Source organism: Caballeronia arationis (assembly GCF_001544975.2).
GTDB classification, from domain to species: domain Bacteria; phylum Pseudomonadota; class Gammaproteobacteria; order Burkholderiales; family Burkholderiaceae; genus Caballeronia; species Caballeronia arationis.
On the sequence record NZ_FCOG02000017.1, the window covers coordinates 100780 to 127702 of the forward strand.

Annotated in this window: 24 protein-coding genes and 1 pseudogene; 14 read left to right on the forward strand and 11 right to left on the reverse strand. The window is 63.0% G+C overall.

Translation table 11 applies throughout. From position 1 onward, the window contains the following. The first annotated feature begins 9 nt into the window (after positions 1-9). Together AWB81_RS13050 and AWB81_RS13055 are read left to right on the forward strand one after the other, a co-directional pair. Positions 10-1716 (forward strand): tannase/feruloyl esterase family alpha/beta hydrolase, encoded by a 1707-nt coding sequence (locus AWB81_RS13050; protein WP_062635879.1) that lies wholly within the window; start codon positions 10-12, stop codon positions 1714-1716. A gap of 389 nt (positions 1717-2105) precedes the next feature. Next, complete coding sequence (locus AWB81_RS13055; RefSeq protein WP_062635881.1) at positions 2106-2291, forward strand: hypothetical protein; 186 nt, start codon at positions 2106-2108, stop codon at positions 2289-2291. Between the two features lie 39 nt (positions 2292-2330). Here the strand turns inward: AWB81_RS13055 and AWB81_RS49140 are convergent. Then, positions 2331-2510 (reverse strand): annotated as a pseudogene (locus AWB81_RS49140) (porin); the annotation flags it as partial. A 291-nt stretch (positions 2511-2801) separates the two neighbouring features. Between AWB81_RS49140 and ltaE the strand changes: the two are divergent. Beyond that, positions 2802-3806: a low-specificity L-threonine aldolase gene (gene ltaE / locus AWB81_RS13065; protein ID WP_062635955.1), complete on the forward strand. Its 1005-nt coding sequence runs from the start codon at positions 2802-2804 to the stop codon at positions 3804-3806. Between the two features lie 46 nt (positions 3807-3852). On the opposite strand, the gene AWB81_RS13070 is transcribed toward ltaE, so the two are convergent. The 6 genes from AWB81_RS13070 to AWB81_RS13095 form a co-directional block, all read right to left on the reverse strand. Beyond that, positions 3853-4308 (reverse strand): lipoprotein, encoded by a 456-nt coding sequence (locus tag AWB81_RS13070; RefSeq protein WP_062635883.1) that lies wholly within the window; start codon positions 4306-4308, stop codon positions 3853-3855. 130 nt (positions 4309-4438) lie between these two features. After that, a complete protein-coding gene (locus AWB81_RS13075; RefSeq protein WP_200822496.1) occupies positions 4439-5860 on the reverse strand; it encodes a purine-cytosine permease family protein in 1422 nt (473 codons plus the stop codon). A gap of 245 nt (positions 5861-6105) precedes the next feature. Then, positions 6106-7269 (reverse strand): acetylornithine deacetylase, encoded by a 1164-nt coding sequence (gene argE / locus AWB81_RS13080; protein WP_062635887.1) that lies wholly within the window; start codon positions 7267-7269, stop codon positions 6106-6108. Then, positions 7262-7939, reverse strand: a complete 678-nt coding sequence (locus AWB81_RS13085; protein WP_062635889.1) for a DUF1028 domain-containing protein — start codon at positions 7937-7939, stop codon at positions 7262-7264. Before AWB81_RS13085 ends, argE begins: the two co-directional genes overlap by 8 nt. 9 nt (positions 7940-7948) lie before the next feature. Further along, entirely contained in the window at positions 7949-8386 is a 438-nt protein-coding gene (locus tag AWB81_RS13090; protein WP_062635957.1) for a RidA family protein, read from the reverse strand. Between the two features lie 54 nt (positions 8387-8440). Beyond that, positions 8441-9790 carry a flavin-containing monooxygenase gene (locus AWB81_RS13095; RefSeq protein ID WP_062635891.1) on the reverse strand — a complete coding sequence of 450 codons (1350 nt, stop codon included), beginning with the start codon at positions 9788-9790 and terminating at the stop codon, positions 8441-8443. Between the two features lie 288 nt (positions 9791-10078). Between AWB81_RS13095 and AWB81_RS13100 the strand changes: the two genes are divergently transcribed. The 6 genes from AWB81_RS13100 to AWB81_RS13125 all read left to right on the forward strand — a co-directional run bounded on the left by AWB81_RS13100 (position 10079) and on the right by AWB81_RS13125 (position 16757). Then, on the forward strand, positions 10079-11005 hold the full coding sequence (locus tag AWB81_RS13100) for a LysR family transcriptional regulator (protein ID WP_062635893.1): 927 nt from the start codon (positions 10079-10081) through the stop codon (positions 11003-11005). 177 nt (positions 11006-11182) lie between these two features. After that, the gene (locus AWB81_RS13105; RefSeq protein WP_062635895.1) at positions 11183-12331 is read left to right on the forward strand and encodes an SRPBCC family protein; all 1149 of its coding nucleotides are present in this window, start codon (positions 11183-11185) and stop codon (positions 12329-12331) included. Between the two features lie 32 nt (positions 12332-12363). Beyond that, the gene (locus AWB81_RS13110) at positions 12364-13533 is read left to right on the forward strand and encodes an ABC transporter ATP-binding protein (RefSeq protein WP_062635959.1); all 1170 of its coding nucleotides are present in this window, start codon (positions 12364-12366) and stop codon (positions 13531-13533) included. A 1-nt stretch (position 13534) separates the two neighbouring features. After that, the gene (locus AWB81_RS13115) at positions 13535-14581 is read left to right on the forward strand and encodes an ABC transporter substrate-binding protein (RefSeq protein WP_062635898.1); all 1047 of its coding nucleotides are present in this window, start codon (positions 13535-13537) and stop codon (positions 14579-14581) included. 67 nt (positions 14582-14648) lie between these two features. Next, the gene (locus AWB81_RS13120) at positions 14649-15902 is read left to right on the forward strand and encodes an ABC transporter permease (protein ID WP_062635900.1); all 1254 of its coding nucleotides are present in this window, start codon (positions 14649-14651) and stop codon (positions 15900-15902) included. Positions 15903-15929: 27 nt separating this feature from the next. After that, the gene (locus tag AWB81_RS13125; protein WP_062635901.1) at positions 15930-16757 is read left to right on the forward strand and encodes an ABC transporter permease; all 828 of its coding nucleotides are present in this window, start codon (positions 15930-15932) and stop codon (positions 16755-16757) included. Between the two features lie 25 nt (positions 16758-16782). Here AWB81_RS13125 and AWB81_RS13130 read toward each other — a convergent pair whose 3' ends face one another. Genes AWB81_RS13130 through AWB81_RS13140 form a run of 3 tightly spaced genes read right to left on the reverse strand, consistent with a single transcriptional unit; the run spans position 16783 to position 19470 of the window. After that, the gene (locus AWB81_RS13130) at positions 16783-17553 is read right to left on the reverse strand and encodes an SDR family oxidoreductase (protein WP_062635902.1); all 771 of its coding nucleotides are present in this window, start codon (positions 17551-17553) and stop codon (positions 16783-16785) included. 34 nt (positions 17554-17587) lie between these two features. Further along, positions 17588-18559, reverse strand: a complete 972-nt coding sequence (locus AWB81_RS13135; protein ID WP_062635903.1) for a zinc-binding alcohol dehydrogenase family protein — start codon at positions 18557-18559, stop codon at positions 17588-17590. 56 nt (positions 18560-18615) lie between these two features. Next, positions 18616-19470, reverse strand: a complete 855-nt coding sequence (locus AWB81_RS13140; protein ID WP_062635905.1) for an alpha/beta fold hydrolase — start codon at positions 19468-19470, stop codon at positions 18616-18618. Between the two features lie 174 nt (positions 19471-19644). On the opposite strand from AWB81_RS13140, the gene AWB81_RS13145 reads away from it, so the two are divergent. Beyond that, the gene (locus AWB81_RS13145) at positions 19645-20277 is read left to right on the forward strand and encodes a CGNR zinc finger domain-containing protein (protein WP_062635907.1); all 633 of its coding nucleotides are present in this window, start codon (positions 19645-19647) and stop codon (positions 20275-20277) included. 56 nt (positions 20278-20333) lie between these two features. On the opposite strand, the gene AWB81_RS13150 is transcribed toward AWB81_RS13145, so the two are convergent. Continuing rightward, complete coding sequence (locus tag AWB81_RS13150; protein WP_062635909.1) at positions 20334-21254, reverse strand: LysR family transcriptional regulator; 921 nt, start codon at positions 21252-21254, stop codon at positions 20334-20336. Between the two features lie 128 nt (positions 21255-21382). On the opposite strand from AWB81_RS13150, the gene AWB81_RS13155 reads away from it, so the two are divergent. From AWB81_RS13155 to AWB81_RS13170, 4 genes are all read left to right on the forward strand, one after another. Next, complete coding sequence (locus AWB81_RS13155) at positions 21383-22732, forward strand: MFS transporter (RefSeq protein ID WP_062635911.1); 1350 nt, start codon at positions 21383-21385, stop codon at positions 22730-22732. After that, positions 22729-23553, forward strand: a complete 825-nt coding sequence (locus tag AWB81_RS13160) for a sugar phosphate isomerase/epimerase family protein (protein ID WP_062635913.1) — start codon at positions 22729-22731, stop codon at positions 23551-23553. The genes AWB81_RS13155 and AWB81_RS13160 overlap by 4 nt, the downstream gene beginning before the upstream one ends. Positions 23554-23625: 72 nt before the next feature. Next, positions 23626-24666, forward strand: coding sequence for a Gfo/Idh/MocA family protein (locus AWB81_RS13165; RefSeq protein ID WP_062635915.1), 1041 nt, complete (start codon positions 23626-23628; stop codon positions 24664-24666). Positions 24667-24945: 279 nt separating this feature from the next. After that, positions 24946-26472 (forward strand): amidase, encoded by a 1527-nt coding sequence (locus AWB81_RS13170; RefSeq protein WP_062635918.1) that lies wholly within the window; start codon positions 24946-24948, stop codon positions 26470-26472. Positions 26473-26923: the final 451 nt, after the last annotated feature.

Below are 26923 nucleotides of genomic sequence, written 5' to 3' on the forward strand. Positions count from 1 at the left end.
AGACATGACATGAACAAGACTGCAATCGCGATACTGGCTTCGACGGCACTCGCCGCATGCGGCGGTTCGGACAACACTTCATCGTCGCTTCCGCAACTCAGCGCGGCGACGGCCGCGAATCTCCCGGGAAGCTGCGACGCGCTCGCCGCGAAGCTCTCCTTCGCGAACACAACGTTCATCTCGGTGCAGGACGTGCCCGCCGGAACGCTCAAGGTCGCGGGCAAATCGATCGCAGAACACTGCGTGATCGAAGGGAAAATGAATCAGCGGGTGAGCACGGTCGACGGCAAGACCTACGCGATCGGCTTCGAGATGCGTCTGCCGATCATATGGAACGGGCGCTTCTTCTATCAGGCGAACGGAGGACTCGACGGGAACGTGTTGACCGCGACCGGCGAGATCGGCGGCGGCGGCCCACTCAACGATGCCCTCAACATGGGCTTCGCCGTCATCAGTTCGGACGCGGGCCATTCGTCGTCGCAGAACCCGCTGTTCGGTCTCGATCCTCAGGCGCGGATCGACTACGGCTATAACGCGGTTGCCACCCTCACGCCGATGGCGAAGCAGGTCATCAAGACCGCTTACGGCAAGACGCCCGACCGCAGCTATTTCGACGGCTGTTCGAACGGCGGCCGGCACGCGATGGTGGCGGCGGCGCGCTCGTCGGCGGAGTATGACGGCATCATCGCGGGTGATCCGGGCTTTCATCTGCCGAAGGCTGCTATCGGCGAGATGTGGGGTGCGCAGCAGTTCGCGAAAGTTGCGACCGCCAACACGGCGAGCGGACTGCCCGACATCAAGACCGGCCTCACCACGGCGGAACGGCAAATGGTTGCATCGCGAATCATTGCGAAGTGCGATGCACTGGATGGCGCCACCGACGGCATGGTGCAGGACATCAAGGCGTGTCAGGCAAACTTCAGCCTCGTCAACGACGTGCCGACCTGCTCGGGGAATGTGCGCGACGGCTCCTGCCTCACGAATGCGCAAAAGGACGCGATCGGCAATGTGTTCTCCGGTGCGCGCAACAGTGCGGGTATGGCGCTCTACGCGAGCTTTCCGTACGACGCCGGCATCAGCGGTGCGAACTGGGCCTTGTGGAAGCAGACCAATTCGATCACGCTCGATCCCGCAGCCGCAGCCTTCACGTTCACGACGCCGCCGCAAAGCGCATCGATGATCTCGCAGTTGTCGTCATACGCGCTCAACTTCAGCATGGACAGCGATGCGCCGAAAATCTTCGCGACGAGCGGCGTATACGCCGAGGCATCGTGGTCGTTCATGACACCACCTGACGAGACGAGTCTCAGCGCGTTGAAAGCGCGCGGTGCGAAGCTGATGGTGTATCACGGCACGAGCGACCCGGTGTTTTCGTCAAACGACACGACCGACTGGTACCAGCGCCTCATGACGGCGAACGGCGGCGATGCGAGCAACTTCGCGCGTCTCTACACGGTAGCGGGCATGAATCACTGCTCGGGCGGACCGACTGCGGACCAGTTTGACATGCTCACGCCGATGATCGCCTGGGTCGAACAAGGAAAGGCGCCGGACAGCGTGATCGCCACTGCGCGTGATGCGGGCAACGCGATTCCGAACAGCGAAGTGCCGGCGGACTGGGGGTCCGGACGTACGCGGCCGCTGTGTCCCTATCCGCAGGTTGCGCGCTTCAAGGGCGGGGATGTGAACTCGGCGGCGAGTTTCTCGTGTAGTTGAGGAAGACGGCGCCGCGGCCGGGACCGCCAATTTCGTGTCGATCGCGAGCCGTCTTTTAGCAAAGCGCATATGGCGCAATCGCCAGACAAACGACGCGCGGACGATCGCAATCGACCCGGCGGAAAACGCGGTCCGCCCGCAGCCCGAGCGCATGCACATTGAGGACCATTTCGAGCGAGCCGGCGCACGATTCATTGCAGTCCGCATGGGCGGATGCCGGTTGCGCCCTTTGGCAACTGGACCATCGCGACGTTGAGATGGCCGTAGAATAGGGGTGTCTATAGCCCCACTGGCAAGACCTGCGTCGCCCGGCGTGATCGACGAGTGGAAGGCGGTTCCGAACGGACAAGCCGAGCCTACGAGGTCCGATACGATCTCAAGGAGACGACATGAACGCGATGTGCCCGCTGCACGGGCCAACCAAAGTCATTGGCACGAACGCGTATGGGTTTCCGGTCTATGCGTGCTGCTGCAACGACGTGAACTATGTGGCGCCGCCCGATGCATGCACGCGGGCACCGGCACAACGCGGACGCGATCCGCAACCCGAACAGCCGAAGACAAGGAAAGAGTGACTGTGACTGCTCTAACCCCACCTCTGCCGTCGAGAGCGCTCAGAACTTGTGTCGAATGGCGATACGCAACGCTGCCTGTCGATTCGTGCTGGAAGGGGTGATCTGACTGATCGAGGCCACCGCTGCTTTACCAGTCGAGTCCGTGCCACTCGCCTTCTGACAGACGCCCACCATATACACATCAGTACGCTTGAAAAGGAAGTAGTCCACACCCAGCGCTCTGGTTTAGCCAGATTTGTATCCGCTTGCCGATAAACGCTGTGCGTGCGCCCACGGCGCGGCCGAAGCGCTCCCCTCGTATTCCAACTGCGACCCATGCGGACGGCTTAGCGCGCTTTCCGCGATATTCAGCGCACGCATCTCGGCACGCAGGCCGATCACGCCTCGCCCGTCGCCGACAGAGAGCCAAGCTACGTGTTCGCCGTGATGCCTCGAATAGCAAGAGTCAATATGGCTGGCTATACTCTGCTGCTTTTCGCACCCGGCCAACACACGCAGGAACATCCGAACATGATCGATCTACGCAGCGATACCGTCACCCGCCCGACCCCTGCCATGCTCGCCTCGATGACGTCCGCGCCCACGGGCGACGACGTCTGGGGCGACGATCCGACCGTAATACACCTGCAAGCCGCGATGGCCGAGCGCACCGGCAAGGAGGCCGCCCTCTTCTTTCCGAGCGGCACGCAGAGCAACCTCGCCGCGCTCATGGCCCACTGCGGGCGCGGCGATGAATACATCGTCGGCCAGCAAGCGCACACCTACAAGTATGAAGGCGGAGGCGCGGCGGTGCTCGGCAGCATCCAGCCCCAGCCGATCGACAATGCCCCCGACGGTTCGCTTCCGCTCGCGAGGATCGAGTCGGCGATCAAGCCTATCGACGATCATTTCGCTCGCACGCGACTTCTCGCGCTGGAAAACACCATCGGCGGCAAGGTTCTTCCAGCAGGATACGTAGCGGAGGCGGTCGGGCTTGCGCGAAGCCGCGGCCTTGCGACTCACCTCGACGGCGCTCGCGCATTCAACGCCGCGGTCGCGTCGGGGCAATCGATCGCTGCGCTGTGCGCGCCGTTCGATTCGATCTCGATCTGCTTTTCCAAGGGACTGGGCGCGCCGGTCGGGTCGGTACTGGTCGGCAGCAAGGCGCTGATTGACAGCGCGCATCGCTGGCGCAAGGTACTGGGCGGCGGCATGCGGCAGTCCGGCGTGCTCGCTGCGGCGTGCCTGTATGCGCTCGAAAACAATGTCGAGCGTCTGGCCGAAGATCACGCGAACGCGGCTCATCTTGCTGAAGCGCTCGCGCGGATCGAACAGGTCAAGGTGACCTCGCAGGCGACCAACATGGTCTTCGCCGAATTTCCGGCGGAGCATTGTGCACCGCTCGAAGCGTGGCTCAAGGAGCGCGGGATTCTCACTCAAATGCTCTACGCGTCGCGTTTCGTCACGCACCTGGATCTCACGCGCGCGGACATCGACACGTTCGTGGCGTCAGTGAAGCAATACTTCGCGCGCTGAGCCCGCTCGACGGCGCGACACCTTCCTGGCATCGCGCCTTCGTTGCTTACTGACCCGGTACGTGAGCGTTGAGAAACGCCACATAGCCATTTTGCGTCTTGAGGATTTTCTCGGCGCACTCGTTATAGTCCGAGCCTTTCTCGTTGTCCGGCTTGTACATGCCGCGACACTGCGCAAATAGAGTCAGCGTCGCGCCGGCACCCTTTGCAACACGGGTCGCCGAGAAAGCGGCCTTGCCCGAACCGGACGGCACCTCAGTGTCGATTGCAACCGCGTCCGCGCGTGTTACGGGCGTGTCGGAATGCTCCTGAATATAGCGCTTCGTAAGCGCCCAGGCGGCGTCGCAATTCGCCGGGTTGCAGTCGACCGCCGCATTGCGCTGGGCAGCGGCAAGGCCCGATTCGCTGTGGATGAATTCCTGGGCTTGTTGAACCTGCTTCTCGGGGGACGAGCAGCCCGTGAGTACGAGCGCAACGAGTGCAAAGGCGATGATCCGTTTCACGAGTAGAACTTTCCTGGTCACGTTTGAGCGCGATTATAGCCGCGCGCCAGGAGCGTTCGCAGATTCGCCCAGGCGGCTCGCGTGACGGTGAGCGCGAAGCACTCTTCGCGGCCCACCCGTGCCATCGTGTCTATCTCGCCGCACTCGACGTGATGTTGGTACGCTTTTGCCTGCGTCGGTAGACGGTATCCCTCGACGCCAGCCAATAATACAGCGGTGACGTCAGCAACAGTCCGATGACCCAGGAAAGATCCGCGCCCCCGAGATACTTCGGCACCGGCCCCGCATACATGGGCGTGTTCATGAACGGAATTTGCACGACGATGCCGATCGCGTAAGCGATCAGCGCCTGCGGATTGAAGCGGCCATAGATCCCGCCGTCCGCTTCGAAAATGGACTGGATGTCGTATTTCCCTTTGTGGATCACATAAAAGTCGATCAGATTGATCGTGGTCCACGGCACGAGAACCACAAGAAGCGCAAGCACGAGGTCGACCAGATTCGCAACGAAATTCGTCGATGCGCCGATCGCGCCATAGCAGCAAGCAACGAGCAGGACGACCGAAAGCACGGCTCGCGACCTTGCAGTCGGAATCCAGCGAAAGGCGAACGTTTGCAGCGATGTGATGACCGCGAGCACCGCACCGTAGAGATTCAATGCGTTATGGCTGATCACGCTCAGCAGGAAGAGCACGAGCATGGGCAGCCCGAGCGGTCCGGTGGCCTCCTTGACGGCGTCCATCGCGTCTGCGCCGGGCGGCACCGCCAGCACTGCGACTGCACCGAAGACGAACGCGAGCGTCGAGCCGAGCGTGCAACCGAGATAGGTCGCCCAGAACGTGGATGCAACGCGCACGTTGTCCGGCAGATAGCGCGAATAGTCGGAGACGTACGGGGCGAAAGCAATCTGCCATAACGCCGAGAGCGAGACGGTCGCAAGCCAGCCAGCAAAATCGAATCCGCCGCGCGTAAGGAAGTCGCTTGTATGAATGTGCGTGAGGATGTAGCCAAAACCGATAAAGATGCCGATACCAAGCACCCAGGTTCCAATGCGGTTCAGGATATGGATGAACCGGTAGCCGATGATCCCGATCAATCCGGATCCGATTGCCCCGATCACGATGCCGACCGGGACCGGGACGGAGTTTTCAATGCCGTGAAGCGATTTTCCGGCGAGCACGATATTGGACGCAAAGAAGCCCACGTACATCACGCCCGCGATCACGGTGACGAGCAGTGCGCCCCATGAGCCGAATTGTGCGCGGCTCTGGATCATCTGCGGGATGCCCATCTGCGGCCCCTGGGCCGAATGCAGGGCCATCAGCACACCTCCGACGGCCTGACCGACGATGATCGCGACAATTCCCCACAGCAGGTTCAGGTGGAAGATCTGGACGCCAAGCGCGCCTGTCACGATAGGCAGTGGGGCGATGTTTCCGCCGAACCACAGCGTGAAGAGATCGCGCACTTTTCCGTGACGGTCTTCGGGCGGCACATAACCGATAGTGTGTTTCTCGATCAACGGAGAGGCATTGCGTTCGGAAGTATTCAAGTTCGTCTCCTGTCTTGCGCGGCCAGGCGCGCTCGATATGGGTGGCAATCCATCCTTCGACTCCCGGCGCGATCGGCAATACCGAATCAGCCGCCGCGCTTGGCAGTCAAGGGATATGGGTCGAGATGCTTCAAAGAGCGTCGTGTCTTCGCGAGAAAAGGCGACGCTAGAACGCGGCCAACTGACCAGGCCGGCCAGACTTGTCGGGGGCTTCCGCCAGGTACTTCCGCGCGTTGGCGCGTGTATCAGGATGCGGGCGAGAGGTAGTCCGCAAGGCGAGCCAGCATTGCATCGCAATCGCGCAGTTGCTCGACTGTGACGAATTCGTCCGGCTTGTGCCCTTGATCCATGCTTCCCGGTCCGCACACCACCGTGGGAATGCCCGCCTGATTGAAGAGTCCACCCTCGGTGCCAAAGGCGACCGTACCGAACTCCGTCGAACCGGCGAGCAGCTCCAACAGACGCGCCGCTTCGCTGTCGGGCGGCGTGGCCAATCCTGGATATGCGCTCAGTTCATGAAAGCGAATGTAGGTGTCGGACTTCACAGCGCGCATCTTCGGCAGCAGTTCATTCTCGGCATAGGTCCGCAGTTCATCGGCCACGTGATGGGCATCGAAGCCAGGAAGCGCGCGCACTTCGAAATCGAACTGGCATTCTGCGGGCACGATGTTGAGCGCCCGTCCGCCTTCGATCACGCCGGTCTGCACGGTCGAGAACGGCGGATCGAAGCGCTCGTCGCGATGCTCGGGATTCGACAACTGATCGCCGATCTCGTCCAGCCGGCCTATCAGCCGCGCTGCGTACTGGATGGCATTGACGCCATAAGGCGCGTAGGCCGAGTGGCAGGCGGCGCCTTTCACGTGGCAACGCATCGCGAGCTTGCCCTTGTGGCCGAGGACCGGCTTGAGTTCGGTCGGTTCGCCGATCAGACACAAGGCCGGTTTGTGCGGACGCTTTTCCAGTTCGGCCAGCATCGGCCGCACGCCGAGGCATCCCACTTCCTCGTCGTAGGAAAACGCAAGGTGGACCGGCAACCTGAGCGTTCGCCCGAGAAACAGCGGTACCGCCGCCAGCACTGACGCAATGAAGCCCTTCATGTCCGCCGTGCCGCGGCCGTAAAGCCGTCCCTCTTTCTCCGTGAGACGAAATGGGTCGAGCGTCCAGGCCTGCCCGTCGACCGGAACCACATCGGTATGGCCCGACAGCACGATGCCGCCTCGATCACCCGGACCGATGGTGGCGAACAGATTGGCCTTGGTGCGCTCCGCGTTGTAGAAAAGCTCGCTCTGGACGCCGAGTTCCTCAAGGTATTGCCGGATGAAATCGATCAGCGCCAGATTGGAATCCCGACTGACCGTAGCGAACCCGATCAGCCGTTCGAGCAACTCGCGGCTCGTCATTTCATTCATTGCCCGGCACTCCGTAGCTCGGCGCCGCGGTCGGATTCAACGCCCGGGTCATGTAGTCCTGCATCTGCGGCCGATAGGCTTGCCACAGGCTGTCGAGCTTGCCGATCGGGTCTTCGTCGGCCCAGTCGACGCGCAGATCGACGATCGGCCAGCTTAGGTCACCCGCGATCTTCAACGCCGCCGAGTGCACGGGCCCCGCTTCGCCGCCGGCGGCCATCGCGGCATGCATGGCCGCGAGCAGCCGGTCGGCGAGCATGCCGCGCGTATTCTCGAACGCCGGCACCATGGCTTCGATGACTTCGACACCCGCCAGCATGTTGCCGGCGGCGACGCACTGCTCTCCCGGCACGGCGTTGTACAAGCCAAGCGCTTCCTTGCCGCTGAAGAACGCCGTGCGGCCCTGAGCATCGATCACCGTGACTTGCCGATACTCGCTCCAGTCGTTCGCACCGAGCACTCGATCCAGCGCCGCCTGAGGATCGACTCGCAGGCTTTCGAGGAGGTCGAGAACCTGCGGACCGAGCGCAGGCAGCGTGACGTTCTGCGTCGCCACCGCGCCGACGCCTGCGCGTACCCACGGGCATCGCGCGCCCACCGCGATACTGGAAGAACTGATGGCGATCCCGAGCTGACCGGTCTTATGGCAACGTCCGATAACGGAAAATGTCATGTCGACTCCTTAGTCCGCTTGCGGCTTCCAGCCATCCGGGATGACCGCGATCACATCGATCTCCATCAGCCACTGCGGCTGCCCTAACGCGCTGACCACCAGGCCGGTCGAGATGGGGAACACGCCCTTCAGCCACTTGCCGACTTCCTGATAAACCGGCTCGCGATAGCGCGGGTCGGTCAGATACGTCGTGGTCTTGACGATGTGAGTCATGTCGCTGCCGGCCTCTTCGAGCAATTGCTTGATGTTCTTCATCGCCTGCTCGGCCTGGGCGCGCGGATCGCCGAGTCCGATCAGGTTGCCGTCGAAGTCGGTGCCCACCTGGCCGCGCACATAGACGGTATTGCCGGCGCGCACGGCCTGACAAAGATCGTTGTCGAGCGTCTGGTTCGGGTACGTATCCTTCGTGTTGAACATGCGGATGCGGGTATGCGTAGGTTGGCTCATCAATGCACCTTGATACTTGAAAGAAATGGATTGCGGCTTGAACAAGAGCAGGCGTTAGCTCACGCCCATCTCGCTCACCTTATGCACGCGCGAATCGGGGAATGCGCTGCCTGGAACTTCTTCACGATGGCCGTCTGCATGACGTTGCGAAGGATCTCGGTAGGCGAGATATTTGCGTTGCGTGACGATATGGTCGGCTATATGCCTGGCATCGTGCCAGACGCCCCAGATGAAAGCGGAGCCACGACGCGAGAGCCACGGCAAACCGAGAAAATAGATGCCGGGTTCCTTCGACACGCCTCGCTGATGCTTCGGCTTGCCCTTTTCGTCGAAGGCGTCGACATCGAGCCAACTGAAATCGACCGCGTAGCCGGTTGCCCAGATGATCGAGGTCACGCCGGCCTTCGCCAGATCGAGGTCGAGAACCGGATCGATCAGGCAAGCCGGGTCCGGCGGAATATCGCGGGCCCCCGGTTCTTCCGGAAGGTCGAGGCCGTTGCGGGCGACGTATGCGTCGGCTGCGTTCAGCAGCGACAGATAGTTCTCGTCGCCGCGAGCAATGTTTTCCGCGAGGTCCTGCTCGAACGTCACCACGCCGTCGTCGAAGGACTTCGTCAGGCCAACGAGGGATATCCCCTGATGCGCAAGACGCCGGAAGTCGACGGTATGGCCGCCGCGCGCACCGCTCACTGCAATGGTGACGTGTTCCTTGCCGGGCCGCATGACCTCCGCATCCCATTCGCCGAGAACGCCGAGCCACCAGCAGAAGTCGCGGCCGCGATAGGCCCGCGGAGGACGATCATGCGGCCCAACTGACAGATAGACCTGCTTGCCCGCCCGCTGCAGCTCATCCGCGATCTGCACGCCCGACGAACCCGCGCCCACCACGAGAACCGCTCCTGCGGGCAATTGCTCGGGGTTGCGATAGTCAGCGGAATGAATCTGCGTGAGCTTCCCTGCTGCTGGAGCGATCGGCGGAATGACGGGACGCTGAAATGGACCGGTTGCGACCACCACGCGGTTGGCCTCGATCGCGCCATCGGATGTTTCGATGGTGAAACCCTGTCGCCCGGCATTGCGCACGACCTTCTTCACTTCCACGCCGGTGCGGATGGGAGCGTCGAACTTTGTCGCATAGGCGACGAAATAGTCCGCGACTTGCTCCTTCGAGGCGAAGCCGTCGGGATCGACGTCGTCGAACTCGAGGTTGGGGAAACGATCGTGCCATGCAGGGCCATTGGCAACCAGCGAATCCCAACGCGCAGTGCGCCAGGCCTCGGCGATACGATGGCGCTCCAGGACGAGATGCGGCACACCGAGTTTGCTCAGGTGCTCGCTCATGGCGACGCCGGCCTGGCCGGCGCCGACGATGAGCGTGTCGATCGACGTTGTTTCCATTGTCATGGCTGTGTCCTTCTGAAAGGCGGTTCGATTCGCGTCGGTGCTGGCTTCGCCGCCAGTGAAGTCTCGACCGTCGCGGTTAAATTCAGGGTGGAGCGAGCAGTTTGCGGAAGCCTCTGCAGAACCCGCGGGCAACGCGCTGCCGCAGGCCCTGCGTCTGGAATAAATTTACGCTCGCCCTTCGAATTCCAAAAACATATTAAAAAAATGCTAAGCATCGGATTTGGCTATGCAAGGCTTTATGAACGCTTCAAAATGCGGCCCATCAAGTCTCGATGCGGAGCATCCCGAATGGAAAGCCACCCCCTGCGCTACTCGTTGCGGCAATTGCGTTACTTCGTCGTCACTGCGGAAACCCTGTCGTTTACCGCTGCCGCGCGGCGTCTGCACATCTCCCAGCCGTCGATTTCGACGGCGCTCGCGGACCTCGAGGTGTCGTTCGGCGTGCAACTCTTCATACGACATCACGCGAGCGGCCTGTCGCTCACGCAGGCAGGCCGCGATTTGCTCGGGCAGGCGCGCAACCTGCTTAAGATCGCCGAGGAACTGCAGATGGCCGCCAAGGAGATGGACGGCGGCATGACAGGTTCCATTGCACTCGGCTGTCTCGTCTCGCTCGCGCCACCGCTCATGCCGGGGCTCATCAGCCGGTTCACGGGCGAACATGCGGGCATTTCGTTTCGCACGGTCGAGGCGCATCAGGACGGTCTCTTGCGAGGGCTGCACGACGGCTCGCTCGACATCGCCCTGACCTATAGCCTCGATCTGACGGAGGACATCGCCTTCACGCCGCTGCTTTCGCTGCCGCCTTATGCGATCCTGCCGAAGACGCACCGACTTGCCCGCGCGCGCAAGGTTTCGCTTTCCGACTTGCTGCCCGAGCCTTACGTGATGCTGGACCTGCCGCACAGCCGCGAGTATTTCGCCGCGCTCTTCGATGCGGTGGGCAACCGCCCGGTGCCGGCCTTTCGCTCCTCGCAACCGGAAGTCGTGCGTGGCATGGTGGCTAACGGTCTCGGCTACAGCATCCTCAATTTCCCGCTCAAGTCGAACCGCACGGTGGATGGCGAAGATTTCGTGATTAAGCGCTTCAAGGACAGCGTCAACGCAACGACGCTTGGCATCGCGCAATCGCGCACGATGAAGCCGCGGCAAGTCGTGCAGCGCTTTGCGTCGTTCTGCGAGACCTACATTCGCAGGCTGCATCTCGACGCATGAACCGGTGTCGGACTAGGCGCCGGGCTACAGACGCTGCATAGGGAAAAGCTCTGCTTTGTATCCGAAAACAATATTTTGGCTGGCAATTTGGCTTGATAGATTTCAAACCATGTTGAGCGCGACGCCTTGAAGCCAAGTGTTGGCGCGCTCCCACGGGGATAGATCAAGGAGGGCATCATGGCGAATCCGGCGAGAACAATCGCGGCGCAAACACTGGTCGAAGCGTTGCAGGCCGGCTGCGAACGGTCGTTCGGCGACGCGCATTCGATGCCACCCGGCGTCTATACCTCGCCCGAATTCCTGGCGCTGGAAGAGCGCCGTATCTTCGAACATGAGTGGCAGTGCGTCGGGCGAGCGAGCGCGTTGAAGGCGCCCGGCGACTATCTGACTGCGCGCATCGGCGCGCAACCGATCGCGGTTCTGTGCGACGAGCAGATGCAGTTGAAAGCGATGTCGAACGTGTGCCTGCATCGCATGTCGGTGCTGCTTGAAGGACGCGGCAATGTGCGCAGGATCGTGTGCCCTTACCACGCATGGAATTACTCGCTCGACGGCGCGTTACGAGGGGCGCCGATGATGGACCGGCAGGAGGGCTTCTGCAAGGAAAGCTATCAATTGCCTGCGGTGCGCTGCGAAGAATGGCAAGGATGGATTTACGTGACGCTCGACGAGAACGCTCCGCCCGTTCAAGCGCAGCTTGCGGAACTGAATGAGCTGATCGGCGCGTATGGCATGTCCGATTACGTCGAGACCTTCTATGAAGAGCACGTGTGGGATACCAACTGGAAGATCCTGGCTGAGAACTTCATGGAAAGCTACCACTTGCCGATGCTGCATCGCGCGACGGTAGGACCGCACTCGCGGCTGGAGGAAATGGAATGCCCGCCGGGCCTTCCTGCGTTCAACTATCACTGGATCACGAAGGAAGCGTCCTTGCCCATCGGCAACGCGCATCCGGACAACACGCGTCTCACGGGACACTGGCGCAAGACCACGGCGCTGCTCGCAATCTATCCGACGCATCTCGTCACGCTCACGCCCGGTTACTTCTGGTATCTCGTGCTGCAGCCGCAAGGGGTCGGGCGCGTGCATATCCGATTCGGCGGCGGGCTTGCACCCGAGTTCGTCGCCGATCCCGAGGCCAACGCGCACATGGCGACGTTGAAGACGCTGCTCGACGAAGTCAACGCGGAAGACAAGCGCGGTGTGGAGTCCGTCTTTCGCGGCGTGCATGCGCCGCTCGCGAAGCCCGGCCATCTCAGCCATCTCGAACGCCCCAACTATGACTTCGCGCGCTATCTCGCGAAGCAACTCAGCAAGCAATGAATACGGCGGCACACCGACAGGACGCGATCACGATGTCAAACCTTTCCTTCATATCGTTCTCGGGCGTGAGCAAATCGTATGACGGCGTGCATTACGTCGTGGAGGATCTGAACCTCGACGTGCGCAAGGGAGAGTTCCTGTCGCTGCTCGGGCCGTCGGGTTCGGGCAAGACAACCACCCTCATGATGCTCGCCGGATTCGAATCGCCGACACAAGGCGAGATTCGCCTCGACGGCCGGCGTCTCGACGACAAGCCGCCGCATCAGCGCGATATCGGCATGGTGTTTCAGAACTACGCGCTGTTTCCGCATCTGACGATTGCCGAGAATGTTGCGTTCCCGCTTTCTGTCCGGCACATGAGCCGCGCCGAACAGAAGACGCGCGTGAAGCGCGCGCTCGAGATGATCGAGCTTCCGCATCTTGCCAACCGGCGTCCCTCGCAACTGTCCGGTGGGCAACAGCAGCGCGTCGCACTCGCGCGCGCGCTCGTGTTCGAACCGAGCGTCGTGCTGATGGACGAACCGCTCGGCGCACTCGACAAGCGCCTGCGCGAAACGATGCAGTACGAGATCATGCGCCTGCATCGCGAACTGTCGCTCACGATCGTCTATGTCACGCACGATCAGGCCGAAGCGCTGACGATGTCGGACCGCGTCGCCGTCTTCTCCGACGGCCGCATCCAGCAGGCCGCCACGCCGAGCGAACTCTATGAAAACGCGCAGAACGCGTTCGTCGCGAACTTCGTCGGGGAAAACAACGGGCTGACCGGGCGGGTCGTCAATGCGAGCGAGGACTGGGCGACGCTTGCGCTCTCCGACGGCAGCGTCATTCGCGGGCGTTGCGAACGCGGCCTCTCGGCAGGTGACGAAGCGATGCTCGCGCTGCGCCCCGAGCGCGCGCACATCCCGAGCGCGGAGGGCTCGCACGTCGACGAGCACAGCAACGTGGTCCACGCCCGGGTCGAGGAACTGGTGTATTGCGGCGATCATCATCGCGTGCATCTGAAGCTCGGCTCGCGCGACGACATCGTCGTCAAGCTGCCCAATACGCAGCGCCACGCGTTGCCCTCGCCCGGCAGCGCGATCGATGTTGCATGGCGCCACGACGACTGCAAGATTCTCGCAATGAGCGCGTCAGCGCTGCATTCCGCCACACCGTCGTCAACTTCCATCACCACGCCCGCTACAGCAGGAGCCAACTGACATGCGCACAATCATCAAAGCTCAATGCGCCGCACTCGCCGTCCTCGCGTTCGCCAACGTCCACGTTCAGGCAGCCGAGACGCTTTCCGTCGTGACCTTCGGCGGCGCATATGAAGCAGCGGCAAAGAAAGCCTACTTCGAGCCGTTCACGCAAGCCACCGGTGTGAACTTCTCGACCGAATCGTATGACGGCGGCCTCGCCAAGCTCTCCGCGATGGAGCAGGCAAAGAACACCACGTGGGATCTGATCGACCTCGAAACGAACGACGCGATCACCGCCTGCGACGAGGGCTTGCTGAAGAAGTTCGACAAGAAGTCGCTCGGCAAGACGAGCGACTTCATCCCCGGTTCGATCAGCGATTGTGCGGTGGCGAGCATGGTCTGGTCCACGGTCTATGCCTACGACGCAAGCAAGATGAAGACGCCGCCCACAACGGTTAACGACTTCTTCGATCTGGACAAATTCCCCGGCAAGCGCGGCCTTCGCAAGTCGCCGAAGGTATCGATGGAGTGGGCGCTGATCGCGGACGGCGTCGATCCGAAGGATGTCTACAAGGTGCTCGGCACGCCGGCCGGTGTCGATCGCGCGTTCAAGAAGCTCGACTCCATCAAGAAGAACATCGTGTGGTGGGAGTCGGGCGCGCAGGCGCCGCAGCTGCTCGCGGATGGCGCAGTCGTGATGACACAGGTCTACAACGGCCGCATCGACGATGCAGCGAAGAAGGAGAACAAGCCCTTCAAGGCGGTCTGGGACGCACAGGTGTACGACTTCGAATGGTGGGGCATTCCGGCTGGTGCGAAGCACGCCGACACGGCCGCGAAATTCATCGTCTCCGCTTCGCAGCCGAAGGCGTACGCGGACCTGTCGAAGTACATCGCCTACGCGCCGCCGCGCAAGGACGCGATTGCGCTCGTCGACAAGCAGCGCCTCGCCGATCTTCCGACCGCGCCCAACAACTTCAAGCGCGCCGTGCAGATCAACGCGAACTTCTGGGCCGACAACGCCGACCAGATCAACAAGCGCTTTCAGGTCTGGCTGACGCAGTAACGCGGCCATTTGCATGACTTGAAGCGTCACCGTTCGACGAGAGCCCAACTTGACCGCGACCACCAATATGCCCGTTTCAGCCCCGGCCGCGCCTTCGGGCTCTCCCGCAAGAGCCGACGGCCGCGCCTCGTACCGGAAGGCGCGCCGCCGCGCGGCAGTTCAGGCGCTTCTGCTTGCGCTGCCGCTGATCGTGTTTTTGCTATCCACGTTCATCGCGCCGATCGCGCTACTGCTCGCACGCAGCGTGGAGAATCGCGAGATACCCGCCAGCATGCCCGCGCTCACGCGTGCGCTCGATGCCTGGGACGGGCGCGGCGTGCCGGACGAGCATACGTTCGCCCTGCTCGCCTCGGGACTCAGAGAGGCGCAGCAGGGCGGACAGTTGGGCACCGTCGCGCGGCGTCTGAACTTCGCCCAGCCCGAGTTCCGAAGCTTGCTGATGCGCACAGCGCGTCAATTGCCCGCTGACGCGCCGCCTGCATGGAAGGCCGCCCTCATCGGGCTCGACGAGCGCTGGAATTCGCCCGAGATCTGGCGCTTGCTGAAGCGCGCAGCGGCCTCGCCCACACCGGACTATCTGCTCGCAGCCGTGGATGCTCAAGTGACGCCCCAAGGGACGGTCGCCTCCATGCCCGAGAATGCCTCGGTCTATCGGCAGGCCTTCGTACGCACGATAACCATCAGCGCCACCGTCACGCTGCTGTGTCTCCTGCTCGGCTATCCGGTCGCGTGGCTGCTCGCCAATCTGCCCGCGAAGAGCAGCAACCGCCTGATGCTGCTCGTGATCGTGCCGTTCTGGACGTCGCTGCTCGTGCGCACGACCGCATGGTACGTGCTGCTGCAGCCGGGCGGCGTCATCAACGGCCTGTTGATGGGACTCGGCCTCGCCACGCACCCCGTGCCGCTCATCTTCAATCGCACGGGCGTGCTCATCGGCATGACGCATGTGCTGTTGCCATACATGATCCTCGCCATCTATTCGGTGATGAAGGGCGTGCCGCCCGTGTACGTGCGTGCGGCGCAGTCGCTCGGCGCACATCCGCTCACCGCATTCGTGCGCATCTACGTCCCGCAGACGCTGCCGGGCGTGGGCGCGGGCTGCTTCCTCGTCTTCGTGCTCGCGCTCGGTTACTACATCACGCCCGCGCTGCTCGGCGGTGCAGGCGACGAAATGATCAGCCAGCTCATCGCGATGCAGACGAACACGCAGCTCAACTGGGGGCTCGCTGGCGCGCTCTCGGCGTACCTCGTGATCTTCACGGCGATTTTCTATTTCCTGTTCAACCGCATCGTCGGCATCGACCGGCTGCGCTTCGGCTGAACAATGCGGATACGACGAAGGAACGACATGCCCGACCAACGCAACAAGGTGCTGACGGAACGCATTGCCGCGCGCTGGGTGCGCCTGCACACCGCGCTCGTGCTGTTCTTTCTGATTGCGCCGATTCTCGCGATCATCCCGCTCTCGTTCAATTCGGGATCGTACTTCTCGTACCCGTTGCAGGGGTTTTCGATGCGCTGGTATGAGCAGGCGCTCACGAGCGCGGAATGGCAGCGCTCGCTCGCGAACAGCATCGGTATCGGCGCGGCGTCGACGTTGATCGCCACCTGTCTCGGCACGCTCGCCGCATTGGGTCTGAGCCGAACGCAGTTCCCGCTGCGCTCGCTCATCATGCCAATCATCATCTCGCCGATGATCGTGCCGATCGTCGTCGTCGCCGCGGGCTTCTATCTGATCTTCGCGCCGCTGGGTCTTGTGAACTCGTACCCCGGCGTCGTGCTGGCGCATGCGGCGCTCGGCACGCCATTCGTGGTCATCACGGTGACTGCATCGCTGCTATCGTTCGATCAGAGTCTACTGCGCGCTGCGTCCGGTCTTGGCGCAACGCCGTGGGTCACGTTCAGGCGCGTGACCTTGCCGCTCATCACGCCAGCGGTCGCGACAGGCAGCGTCTTCGCCTTCGCGACCTCGTTCGACGAAGTGATCGTCATTCTGTTCATTGGCGGGCCGGATCAACGGACGGTGCCGCGGCAGATGTGGAGCGGCATCCGCGACTCGATCGATCCATCGATACTCGCGGTGGCCACGATGCTGATCGTGTTCGCGGTGCTTCTTTTCGCGAGCATCAACTGGCTGCGCAGCCGCGCGGCCGCGGCTAGCCAGGCGCTGGTTTGAATCGCGGTCTCGCGCACGCTGCGTCTCAGATCGACTTCACTTCTCCGCCGTCCATGCGCAACGTCGTACCCGTCATCCACCGCGCTCCCGGTGACACGACGAACGCCATCAACTCTGCGATTTCCTCTGGCGTGCCATAACGCGCGATGCCCGCTTCGACGGGAAAGCGCGCCGTGGCTTCCTCCACCGTCATGTCATGCAAAGGCGCCCAATGTTCGAGATACGAGCGGCGCCGGCCGGTCATCACCGGACCGGGCAACACGCTGTTCACCTGCACGCCGTCCGCTATGCCGCGATCGGCGAACGCTTTCGCCAGCGCGACGATCGCGGCGTTGATCGTGCCGACCGCCGCGTAAGGCGCTTTCGGAAAGAGCGCGGAATTGCCCGACATCAGCACGACTGCGCCTGAATTCGCCTTCAGCGAAGGCCATGCCGCAATCGTCAGTCGCCGCGCCCCGTGAAGCTTCAGCGCGAGGCCGTCGTGCCACGCTTCATCGGTCATGTCGAACACGTCGATCTGAGGCACGGCGCCCGCGATGTTCAGCAACGCGTCGATCCGTCCGAACGTTGCGAGCGTGGCATCGACCACCTTTTGCGCAGCATCGGCCAGTGCAAGATCGATGTCGATGACGAGTGCTTGCGCGCCCGCCTGGCGGACTGCATCGGCAGTCTGTTCGAGATGTTCGCGGTTGCGCGCGACGAGCACGAGCGATTCAAAATCGCGCGCGAACCGGATCGCGGTCGCGCGCCCGATGCCCTGGCTCGCGCCGGTGACGATGGCTACCCTGCTGGTCATGTCTCTTCTCCTTGTGCAGTGACTGGCGCGTCCTTCAGTGGACGACCACCATCTTTCCGCCGGCCTCGTTGGCCTCCATCACGCGGTGGGCTTCGCGGATTTCGTCGAACTGGAAAATGCGCCACGGCTTCGCGTCGAGCCTGCCGGCCGCCACGTCCGCGGCAATCGCCTGCAGCGGCACGTCCGAAAGCGGAAAGCCCGGCGTTCCGAACACGAAGCTGCCGAAGAAGGTCAGGGACACACCGCTCGACATCTGCAGAAGCGGATTGAAATCGGCGATGGGTGCAAGACCGCCAAGCCATCCCGCAAGGCACGCGCGGCCGCCTCGCCGCAACATCGCGAGCGAATCGAGGATCGTGCTGTTGCCGACGAGATCCAGCACGGCGTCGATCTGCTTCGCGTCGGCAATGCGCTTCGAGAGATCCGCGCCTTCCGCTTCGACGCGCGATGCGCCGATTGCTTCGAGCATCGCGAAGCGCGCGGGACTGCGCGTGGTCGCGATTACCTTTGCGCCCGCATTAACGGCGAGCTTGACGGCAGCTTGTCCAAACGACGATGTCGCACCGCGTATCACCACGGTTTGTCCCTCGGCGAGTTCGAGGTTGCGAAAGAGACACGTCCACGCTGTCGCGTAGGTTTCCGGAATCGCCGCGAGTTCGGCCCACGACAAGTCCGATTCGATCAGCGCGACATTCGACACCGGCGCACGCGTGTACTCGGCGTAGCTTCCGTTGATGGTCCGCCCGAGGCCGCCCATGAGTGCCGCAACCTTTGCGCCGACCGGAAATTCGCCGCCCGGACACGACTTCACGATCCCGACGCATTCGATGCCGCTCACCCTGGCGGCTTCCGCCCATTCGCCGCGCCGCATGTGCATTTCGGCGTGGTTGATGCCGAAGGCCTTGATCTCGATCACCACATGGCCTTCAAGTGGCTCCGGCTCCGGAATGTCCGCATACACGAGGCTATCCAGACCGCCGAATTTTTCAAGCACGATTGCACGCATGTGTCTTCTCCTTGGATGGAAACGCGAAGCCGTTTGTCCGCGCGTCAGTGAGTGAGTCAATGGATCAGGAAGCTGGAAATGGCCGCCGCGATCTCGGCCGCGTGCGTTTCGAGGGCGAAATGACCCGTATCGAGGAAGCGCACATCCGCATCGGGGATGTCGCGCCTGAATGCTTCTGCGCCCGCTGGCAGGAAGAACGGATCGTTCTTGCCCCAAAGCGCGAGAAAGGGCGGCCGGTGCGTGCGGAAGTACTGCTGGAACGCGGGATACAACGCGACGTTGTTGCGGTAATCGCGGAACAGGTCGAGTTGAATGTCGTGTGCACCGGGACGGCTCAGGTAGTAGTCGTCGAGCGAATAGCCGTCCGGCGACAGCGCCGACGTATCGCTCACGCCGTGCGTGTATTGCCACGTCGTGAACTCCTTCGTCAGCATGGCGCGCAGCGCGTCGCGATTTGCCTGCGTGGGCGCCTGCCAGTACGCGCGGATCGGATTCCAGCCCTCGCTCAAGCCTTCCTCATAGGCATTGCCGTTCTGCGAAACGATGGCCGCGATGCGTTCCGGATGCTTCAGCGCGATCCGGAAACCGGTTGGCGCGCCATAGTCGAAAACATAGAGCGCGTACCGGTCGAAGCCGATCGTCTCGCTGAAGCGGTCGATCACGGCGGCGATGTTGTCGAACGTGTAGTCAAAAGATGCGCGGTCCGGCATGTCCGATTGCCCGAACCCCGGAAGATCCGGCGCGACGATATGGAAGCGGTCCGCGAGCAACGGAATCAGATCGCGAAACATATGGCTGGAACTCGGAAAGCCATGCAGCAGCAAAAGCTTCGGCGCGTCGGCGCGCCCTGCTTCCCGATAGAAGACCGTAATGCCGTCGACGTCGATACGGCGGTGCGCAATGGTGGACATGACCTGTTCCCTCGTAGTGGATGAATTCTGTTCGAACGCGACTGTTCGAACGGTGCGGGCTTCGTAACCTGTATTTCGATGTTTTAGAGGTTACAAATAAATAGAGTAACTTGTCAACACAGTTTTTAGTGGTTACGATGAAGCCATCAGAACATCGCGCCTGACCTGGAAAAAATGAACTACCGTGAGATTCCGGCGATCTTCATCGCCGATGCGCTCGGACTGGATTTCCTGAACTCCGTGGCTACGCCGGTGGACCAGCCGGTCGACTGGATCGCAGACGGAGAGGGTTTGCTGAGCTGGCTCGAACAGGCGGAACTCGTGCCTGCGGAAGCGATCCGGCGCGTGCGGTCGGAAGCCTCGCCCGCCGAACTCGATGAAGTCGCGGCGAAGGCGCGCGACTTGCGCGAATGGTTCAGGATCTTCTTGTACAAGCGAAAGGGCAGTCCGCTAGCGGCGAAGGACCTGCGCGAACTGGCGCCGCTCAATCGTGTGCTGGAGCGGGATGAACAACATGGCGAAATCGTCGTCGACGATGCGGCTGGCGCCACGGGTTTCGTTTTCCGCATGCGCCGGCGCTGGCCTGCGGCGGAATCGTTGCTGATGCCAATCGTGGAAGCGCTGGCAAGGCTCGTGTGCGACGAGGACTTCACGCAAGTGAAGGCGTGCGAAGGCCCGGCGTGCACCCTGCTCTTCGCCGATCACACGCGTGGTCACGCGCGCCGCTGGTGCAGCATGGCGATCTGCGGCAATCGCGCGAAGGTCGCCGCGCATCGCAAGCGGCTCAGGGAAGCAGGCGCGGGCTGACGGAAAGAGTCTGCCGCTCACTTGTCAGGGTTCGCGTGCGCATCGACGCGAAGCCATCAGGGCTGGATTTGCGGATTCATGTCGAGAGCATGAGGCCCGCTGCTCAATTGATCTTTCAGGAATTCCAGGCAGACCCTCACCTTCGCCGAATTCGCCGACCGGCTGCTCAGGACCGCCCAGATGTCGGCGGGCTCCGAATATTGCGGCAGCACGCGCACCGCCTGCCCGCCGCGAAGCGCATCCGCGATGTCCCACACGGACAGCAGGCAGATGCCCTTGCCGTCCAGGCACCAGTTCCGGACCACGTCGCTCATGTTCGACCCGAAGCGGCTCGTGACTTTCACCGATTCGAAGCCCTTCGGCCCTTCGAGACGCCAGGTGCCGAATGCCTGCTCCCGCTCCCTGTAAAGCAGGCACTCGTGTTCCGCGAGATCGCCGAGGATCTTCGGCGCGCCGTGCCGGCTCAGGTAGCCGGGCGCGGCGCATAGCACGCGCCGGTTGCTGGCGATGCGATGCGCGATCAGTTGCGGCTGGGTCGGGTCACCGAAGCGAATGTCGATATCGATGTTTTCGTTGATGAGGTCGGTGTGCCGGTCGAGCAATTCGAGCCACACATCCAGTTTCGGATACTGCTCGCCGAGGCGCGAAAGAATGGGCGCGACATGCAGCCGGCCCAGACGCAGGCTCGTGCTGATGCGAAGCAGGCCGGAGAGTTCGCTCTTCGTGCTTTGCAGCGTCTCCGTCATCGACGTCACGTCTTCCAGGATCCTGCGGGCCCATTGATAGGCGATCTCGCCGTCGGCGGTGATCGCGACGCGCCGCGTGGTGCGATGAAAGAGGCGCACGGCCAGCGTCGTTTCGAGAATCGCGATGCGCTTGCTGACGTGAGCGGGCGTCGTGCCGAGTTCCTTCGCCACAGCCGCGAAACTCGCCCGCCGGGCCGCCAGGCAAAAGACCTTCAGATCATCGATATCCATACACGGATTATAAACGAACTGTTTACGACGAAACAACGAAAGGCCCGTTTATATCAAAAGTGTTGCAGATAGAATCGACTCAAATGCCGCGCTCACGACGGCTGAAATTCATGACTATGGAGACGACGATGAAATACGCATCAGGGCTTCAGGCCGGCGACACGGCATCCGTGACCGCGCGCCGGACCCGGGCCCGCTTCGGCATTCTCGGGCTGCTCGCGGTCGGGACGATGATCAACTATCTCGACCGCAGTGTCGCGGGCATTGCCGCGCCGAGCATGAGCCACGATCTCGGACTGACGCCGGCGACGATGGGTGTCATCTTCTCCGCATTTTCGTGGACCTACACGGCCTCGCAGATTCCCGGCGGCATCCTGCTCGACCGCATCGGGACGAAATGGACTTATTTCTTCGCTCTCACGCTGTGGTCGCTCTTCACGGGCCTGCAAGGTCTCGCGCTCGGTTTCGTGACGCTTCTGATCCTGCGCCTTCTGGTCGGCATGGCCGAGGCGCCCTGCTTTCCGACCAACAGCCGGGTCGTCGCGACCTGGTTCCCGCAAAGCGAGCGCGCCCGGGCGACCGGCGTCTACACGTTCGCTGAATATGCGGGGCTGGCCTTCCTGAGCCCGCTTTTATTCTGGCTGGAGCATCGCTACGGCTGGCGCGCCCTGTTCGGAATCGTGGGCGCGCTGGGGATCGTGTTCGGCTGGGTCTGGCTCGCGCGCTTCCGGGAGCCCCACGAATCGAACAGTGCCAATCGGGCTGAACTGGAACATATCGAAGCCGGCGGCGGGGTTGTGAGCAGCGGCCGCATTCACATGCGCTTTCAGTGGTCGCATATCGCCGCAATCCTGAAAGAGCGGCGGATGCTGGGCATCTGCATCGCGCAATTCGCGAGCAACGCCACCAACGTCTTCTTTCTCACGTGGTTCCCGACCTATCTCGTGACGGAGCGCCACATGCCGTGGCTCAAGGTCGGGATACTTGCCGTGCTGCCGTTCATCGCGGCATCGGTCGGCACGCTGGCAGGCGGCTGGATCTCCGACGCGATGCTTCGCCGTGGCATGTCGCTCAACTGGGCGCGCAAGCTGCCCGTCACGGCTGGCCTCCTCACCGGGTCGACCATTGTGCTCGCAAACTTCGTCGACTCGACGGAGGCGGTGATCGCGATTCTGTGTGTGGCGTACTTTTCGCAGGGCCTGTCGGCGCTTGCATGGATGATCGTCTCCGACATCGCCCCGAAAGGATTGCTGGGCCTGAGCGGCGGCATCTTCAACCTGTTCGCGAATGCTTCCGGAATCGTCACGCCGCTCGTCATCGGCCTGATCGTCAATGCTACCGGCTCGTTTGTGTACGCCCTCGCGTTCGTCTCCGCCATCACGCTGGTGGGCGCGCTCTGCTACATCTTCGTCGTCGGCAATATCAAGCGCATCGAACTCGACGCTGCTTTGGCCGACAGCAAGGAAGCCATCCAGTGAACGCACTTCGAATCGGCGTCGCGCACCTCACCGCGCTGGAACTGAACCCGTCCGAGCTCGTCGCGCTGAGCGCGCATGCAGGTTTCCGCGCAGTCGGGTTGCGCACCAGTCCTGTCGTGCCGGGCGCGATCCACTATCCGCTGAAGGCGGGCAGCGCCGCACATCGCGATCTCGTTCGCCTTCTCGACGATCACGACATGCTGGTTCGCGAGGTCGAGTTCATCCCGCTCGTCCCGAAGATCGACGTCGCTTCCTATGAACCCATGTTCGAGGCGGCAGCGGGACTGCGGGCGCAAGCCGTGACCGTATCCGGCGACGACGGCGACTTCTCGCGCCTCAGCGCGAACTTTGCGGCGCTCTGCGATCTCGCGGCGGGCTACGGTTTGCGGATCGATCTCGAGTTCATGCGCTGGCGTCATGTCGGCACGCTCGGCGATGCGCGCCGCGTGCTCGATGCCGTCGCAAGACCGAACGCCGCGATCCTCGTCGATGCGTTGCATCTCGCGCGCTCCGGAGGCACGCCTGTCGAGGTCGGTGAACTTCCGCCCGCGTACTTGAAAGCGGTTCAGATTTGCGACGCGCCATCGGCTTCGCCCGCAGGCGACGAGGCGATCATCCGGGAGGCTCGCGAAGGCCGCCTCCCGCCCGGACATGGCGCGCTGCCGCTCACGGCATTACTGCATTCGCTGCCGTCCGGAACGGTCATCAGCGCCGAGATGCCGTTCGCCGCGCTCGGTGCTGCCGAGCGGCTCGCGCTTGCCTTCAAAGCATCGAAGCGAGTGATCGAGCAAGCCCTTCACGAGGACGAGGGGAACGCCTGAACCAGGCTCGCACAGCGGCGTCCGTGGGTATCTCTTACGCCCTCCTTTCCAACAAACCCGAAACTCAAGATCATGAACAAAATGCCCATAGCCGTGATCGGCGCTGGATTGATCGGCAACGTCCATATCGACCTCGCCGCCAGGCACGAGGATGTATCGCTCGCGGCCATCGCCGACCCCGGCGATGCAGCCAGGCAAATGGCAGCGTCCTGCGACGTGCCGTGGTTCGCCGACCATCGCGCGATGCTCGATACGGTCAAGCCCAAAGGCGTGGTGATCGCGACACCCAATGCCACGCACGCGCCCATCGCACTCGACTGCATCGAGCGTGGCGTGGCCGTGATCGTCGAAAAGCCGATCGCGCACACCGTCGAGGATGCGCGGCGCATCAGCGATGCTTCCCGGGAATTCCGCGTCCCCGTTCTCGTGGGCCATCAGCGGCGGCACAATCCGATCGTGCGGCGGGCAAGAGAGATCGTCGCTTCCGGACGCCTTGGGAAACCTGTCAGCGCGACGGCCCTGTGCACGTGGCTCAAGCCCGATGACTACTTCGACACCACATGGCGCCGGACTGAAGGCGGCGGCCCGGTTCTCATCAACCTGATTCACGATATCGATCTGCTCCGGCACCTGTTCGGCGATCTGGAAAGCCTTCAGGCGGTGACCTCGAACCAGACGCGTGGCTTCGAAGTGGAAGACACCGCAGCGGTCGTGCTGAAGTTTCGCAACGGGGCGCTCGCGACGGTCAGCGTAAGCGACACCGTCGCGGCGCCATGGAACTACGACCTTGCCGCAGGAGAAGTCGAACGCTTTCCGCGTCAGGACGTCAACTCGCATTACCTCTGCGGCACGGATGCATCGCTGACACTGCCACGCCTCGAACTGTGGGAATACCGCAGCGGCAAGGGATGGCACGACCCGCTGACGGAAGAACGGACCGCCCTTCATGCTGGCTGTCCCTATACCGAGCAGCTTCGCCATTTTCGCGCGGTGGCCGATGGTGTGGAGGCACCGTTATGCTCGGCGCTCGACGGACTGCGCACCCTCGAAGCGACGACGGCCGTCCATGTCGCCGCGAAAACGGGCGCATCGGTGACGCTCCCCGGCGATTGAATGCCCGATTCCGTCGCGATGGATTTCGGATCAGCCGCCGCGTCATCCGGAATCGCGACCTTGCTTTGCGAGCGCGTACGCGGGGCCGACGCTGACTGTCGGAAGATCAGTCACGTCGGCCGATCTCCGACTGCTTCGTCGCCGCGCCGTTCGCCGGCCTTCTCGCGGACCGCGTGAGCCACGACCGCGTGCATGCCACTTTCCGGGTCATACTGCTGCTGTCGGTATAGCCGGCACGCGCGCTGCGCGGCGCGTATCCCGCAAGGAGGACACCAAGTCATGAATGAAAACGCCGATCTGGTCAGCCGTTGCGCTGTCGAATTGCGCCGCATGATCGGGGCGAAGGAGATCTCGCCGGTGGAACTGCTCGACGCCTGCATCGCGCGCATCGAAGCGATCAACCCGGCCGTAAACGCCGTGACGGCCACCTGCTTCGATGAGGCTCGCGAAGCCGCGAAGGCCGCGGAGCGCGCGGTATCAGCCGGCGAACCGCTCGGCCTGCTGCACGGACTGCCGCTCGGCGTGAAGGATCTCGAGGACACGGCGGGGCTTCTGACCACCTACGGAACGCCGATGCTGCGCGGCAACGTGCCTACCCGTGATGTCGTGCTGGTCGAACGCCTGCGCGCGGCCGGTGCGATCCTCGTGGCGAAGACGAACGTGCCCGAACTCGGCGCTGGCGCCAACACGCGCAACGAGGTGTGGGGCGCGACCGGCAATCCGTTCAATCCGGAACTGAACGCGGGCGGCTCGTCGGGCGGATCGGCGGCGGCGCTCGCCTGCGACATGCTGCCGGTCTGCACCGGGTCGGACACGGGCGGGTCGCTGCGCATTCCTGCGTCGAAATGCGGCGTGGTCGGCTTCCGGCCGTCGCCGGGACTCGTGCCCAGTTCGCGGCGCCTGCTCGGATGGACGCCGATCTCGGTCGTCGGTCCAATGGGACGCACGGTTGCCGAAACCGCGCTGCAACTGGCCGCGACCGCCGGTCTCTCGACTTCCGATCCGCTCTCCTACGAAGTCGATCGCCTCTCGTTCGCGATGCCCGCGCCGCTCGATCTGTCGTCGCTGCGCGTGGGCTACACCGAAGACTTCGGCAGTTGCGACGTCGACGACGCCATCCGCGCGACGTTCCGCTCGCGCATCGCCGCGATCGCCCCGATGGTCCGCACGTGCGAGGAAGCGGCGTTCGATCTCGGCGACGTGCATCGCTGCTTCGACGTGATTCGCGCGGAAAGCTTCGTCGCGGGCCTGCGCGATGCGTATGCGCGCGACCCGAATGAGCTCGGCCCGAACACCCGCGCCAACTACGAGACGGGCGCCAAGATGTCGCTCGCGGACGGCGCGTGGGCCCAGGCCGAACAGACGCGCATCTTCCGACGCTTCCAGTCCGCGTTCGAACGCTACGACGTAATTCTCTCGCCGACCACGCCCGTCTCGCCGTTCCCGTGGCAGGAACTCTACGCGGCGCAGATCAATGGGCGCGCGCAGGAGAACTACTACCGCTGGCTCGCGCTCACGTATGTCGTGACGCTGACGACGCATCCTGCGCTCTCGCTGCCATGCGGCCTCGATCATGCGGGCATGCCATTCGGCTTGCAGATCGTCGGGCCGTTTCGTGGCGATCGCAAGACGCTCGCGGTCGCGCACGCGTTCGAGCAGGCGTTCGACGCCGTGCCCGCGCTGCGCCGCCCGCGCCCCGACCTCTCGAAGCTCACGCAGCCGACGCCGTCGCTCAAGTCGATCGTCACGGCGCCTCCCATCCTCAACTCCACCGGCGAAAGTCAGGCCGGGACATCGGCGGTCTGAATCATGTCCGGCGAAATCTAACGACTTCGCACCAATGCGCGCGTGAGCGAGGTTGCGATCGCGGTGTCCGTCCGCCGCGCGTGGGGGCAGATACCGTAACTGCGGCGGCGCCTCCCACCCCCGCATTCGGGTGGTTCGCCTGCCCATGCGCTCCTTCCGATGCCGGGATCGCGATCCTCCGAAGCGAGGGTTTCCTCGCGTCTGATTTTTCGCCACAGTACAACCCATGCAGCGCGCGGCCGCTTTCGCACCGGGCACTTCAACAAGAAGCTGTGCTGCCAGCCGCGTCCCCTTCCTCGCTTCCGGCCAGCGTCGATCTCATCCGTGTCGGCTCGTCGGCACGAACCGATCGCAATCGGTCGTGCGTCCGCTGTTCCGCGAGGCGAACGCGAGCACCTCACTCGCGACATCCATGCATCGGCGAAAGCCACTTCAATCCGTGCAGCCACGA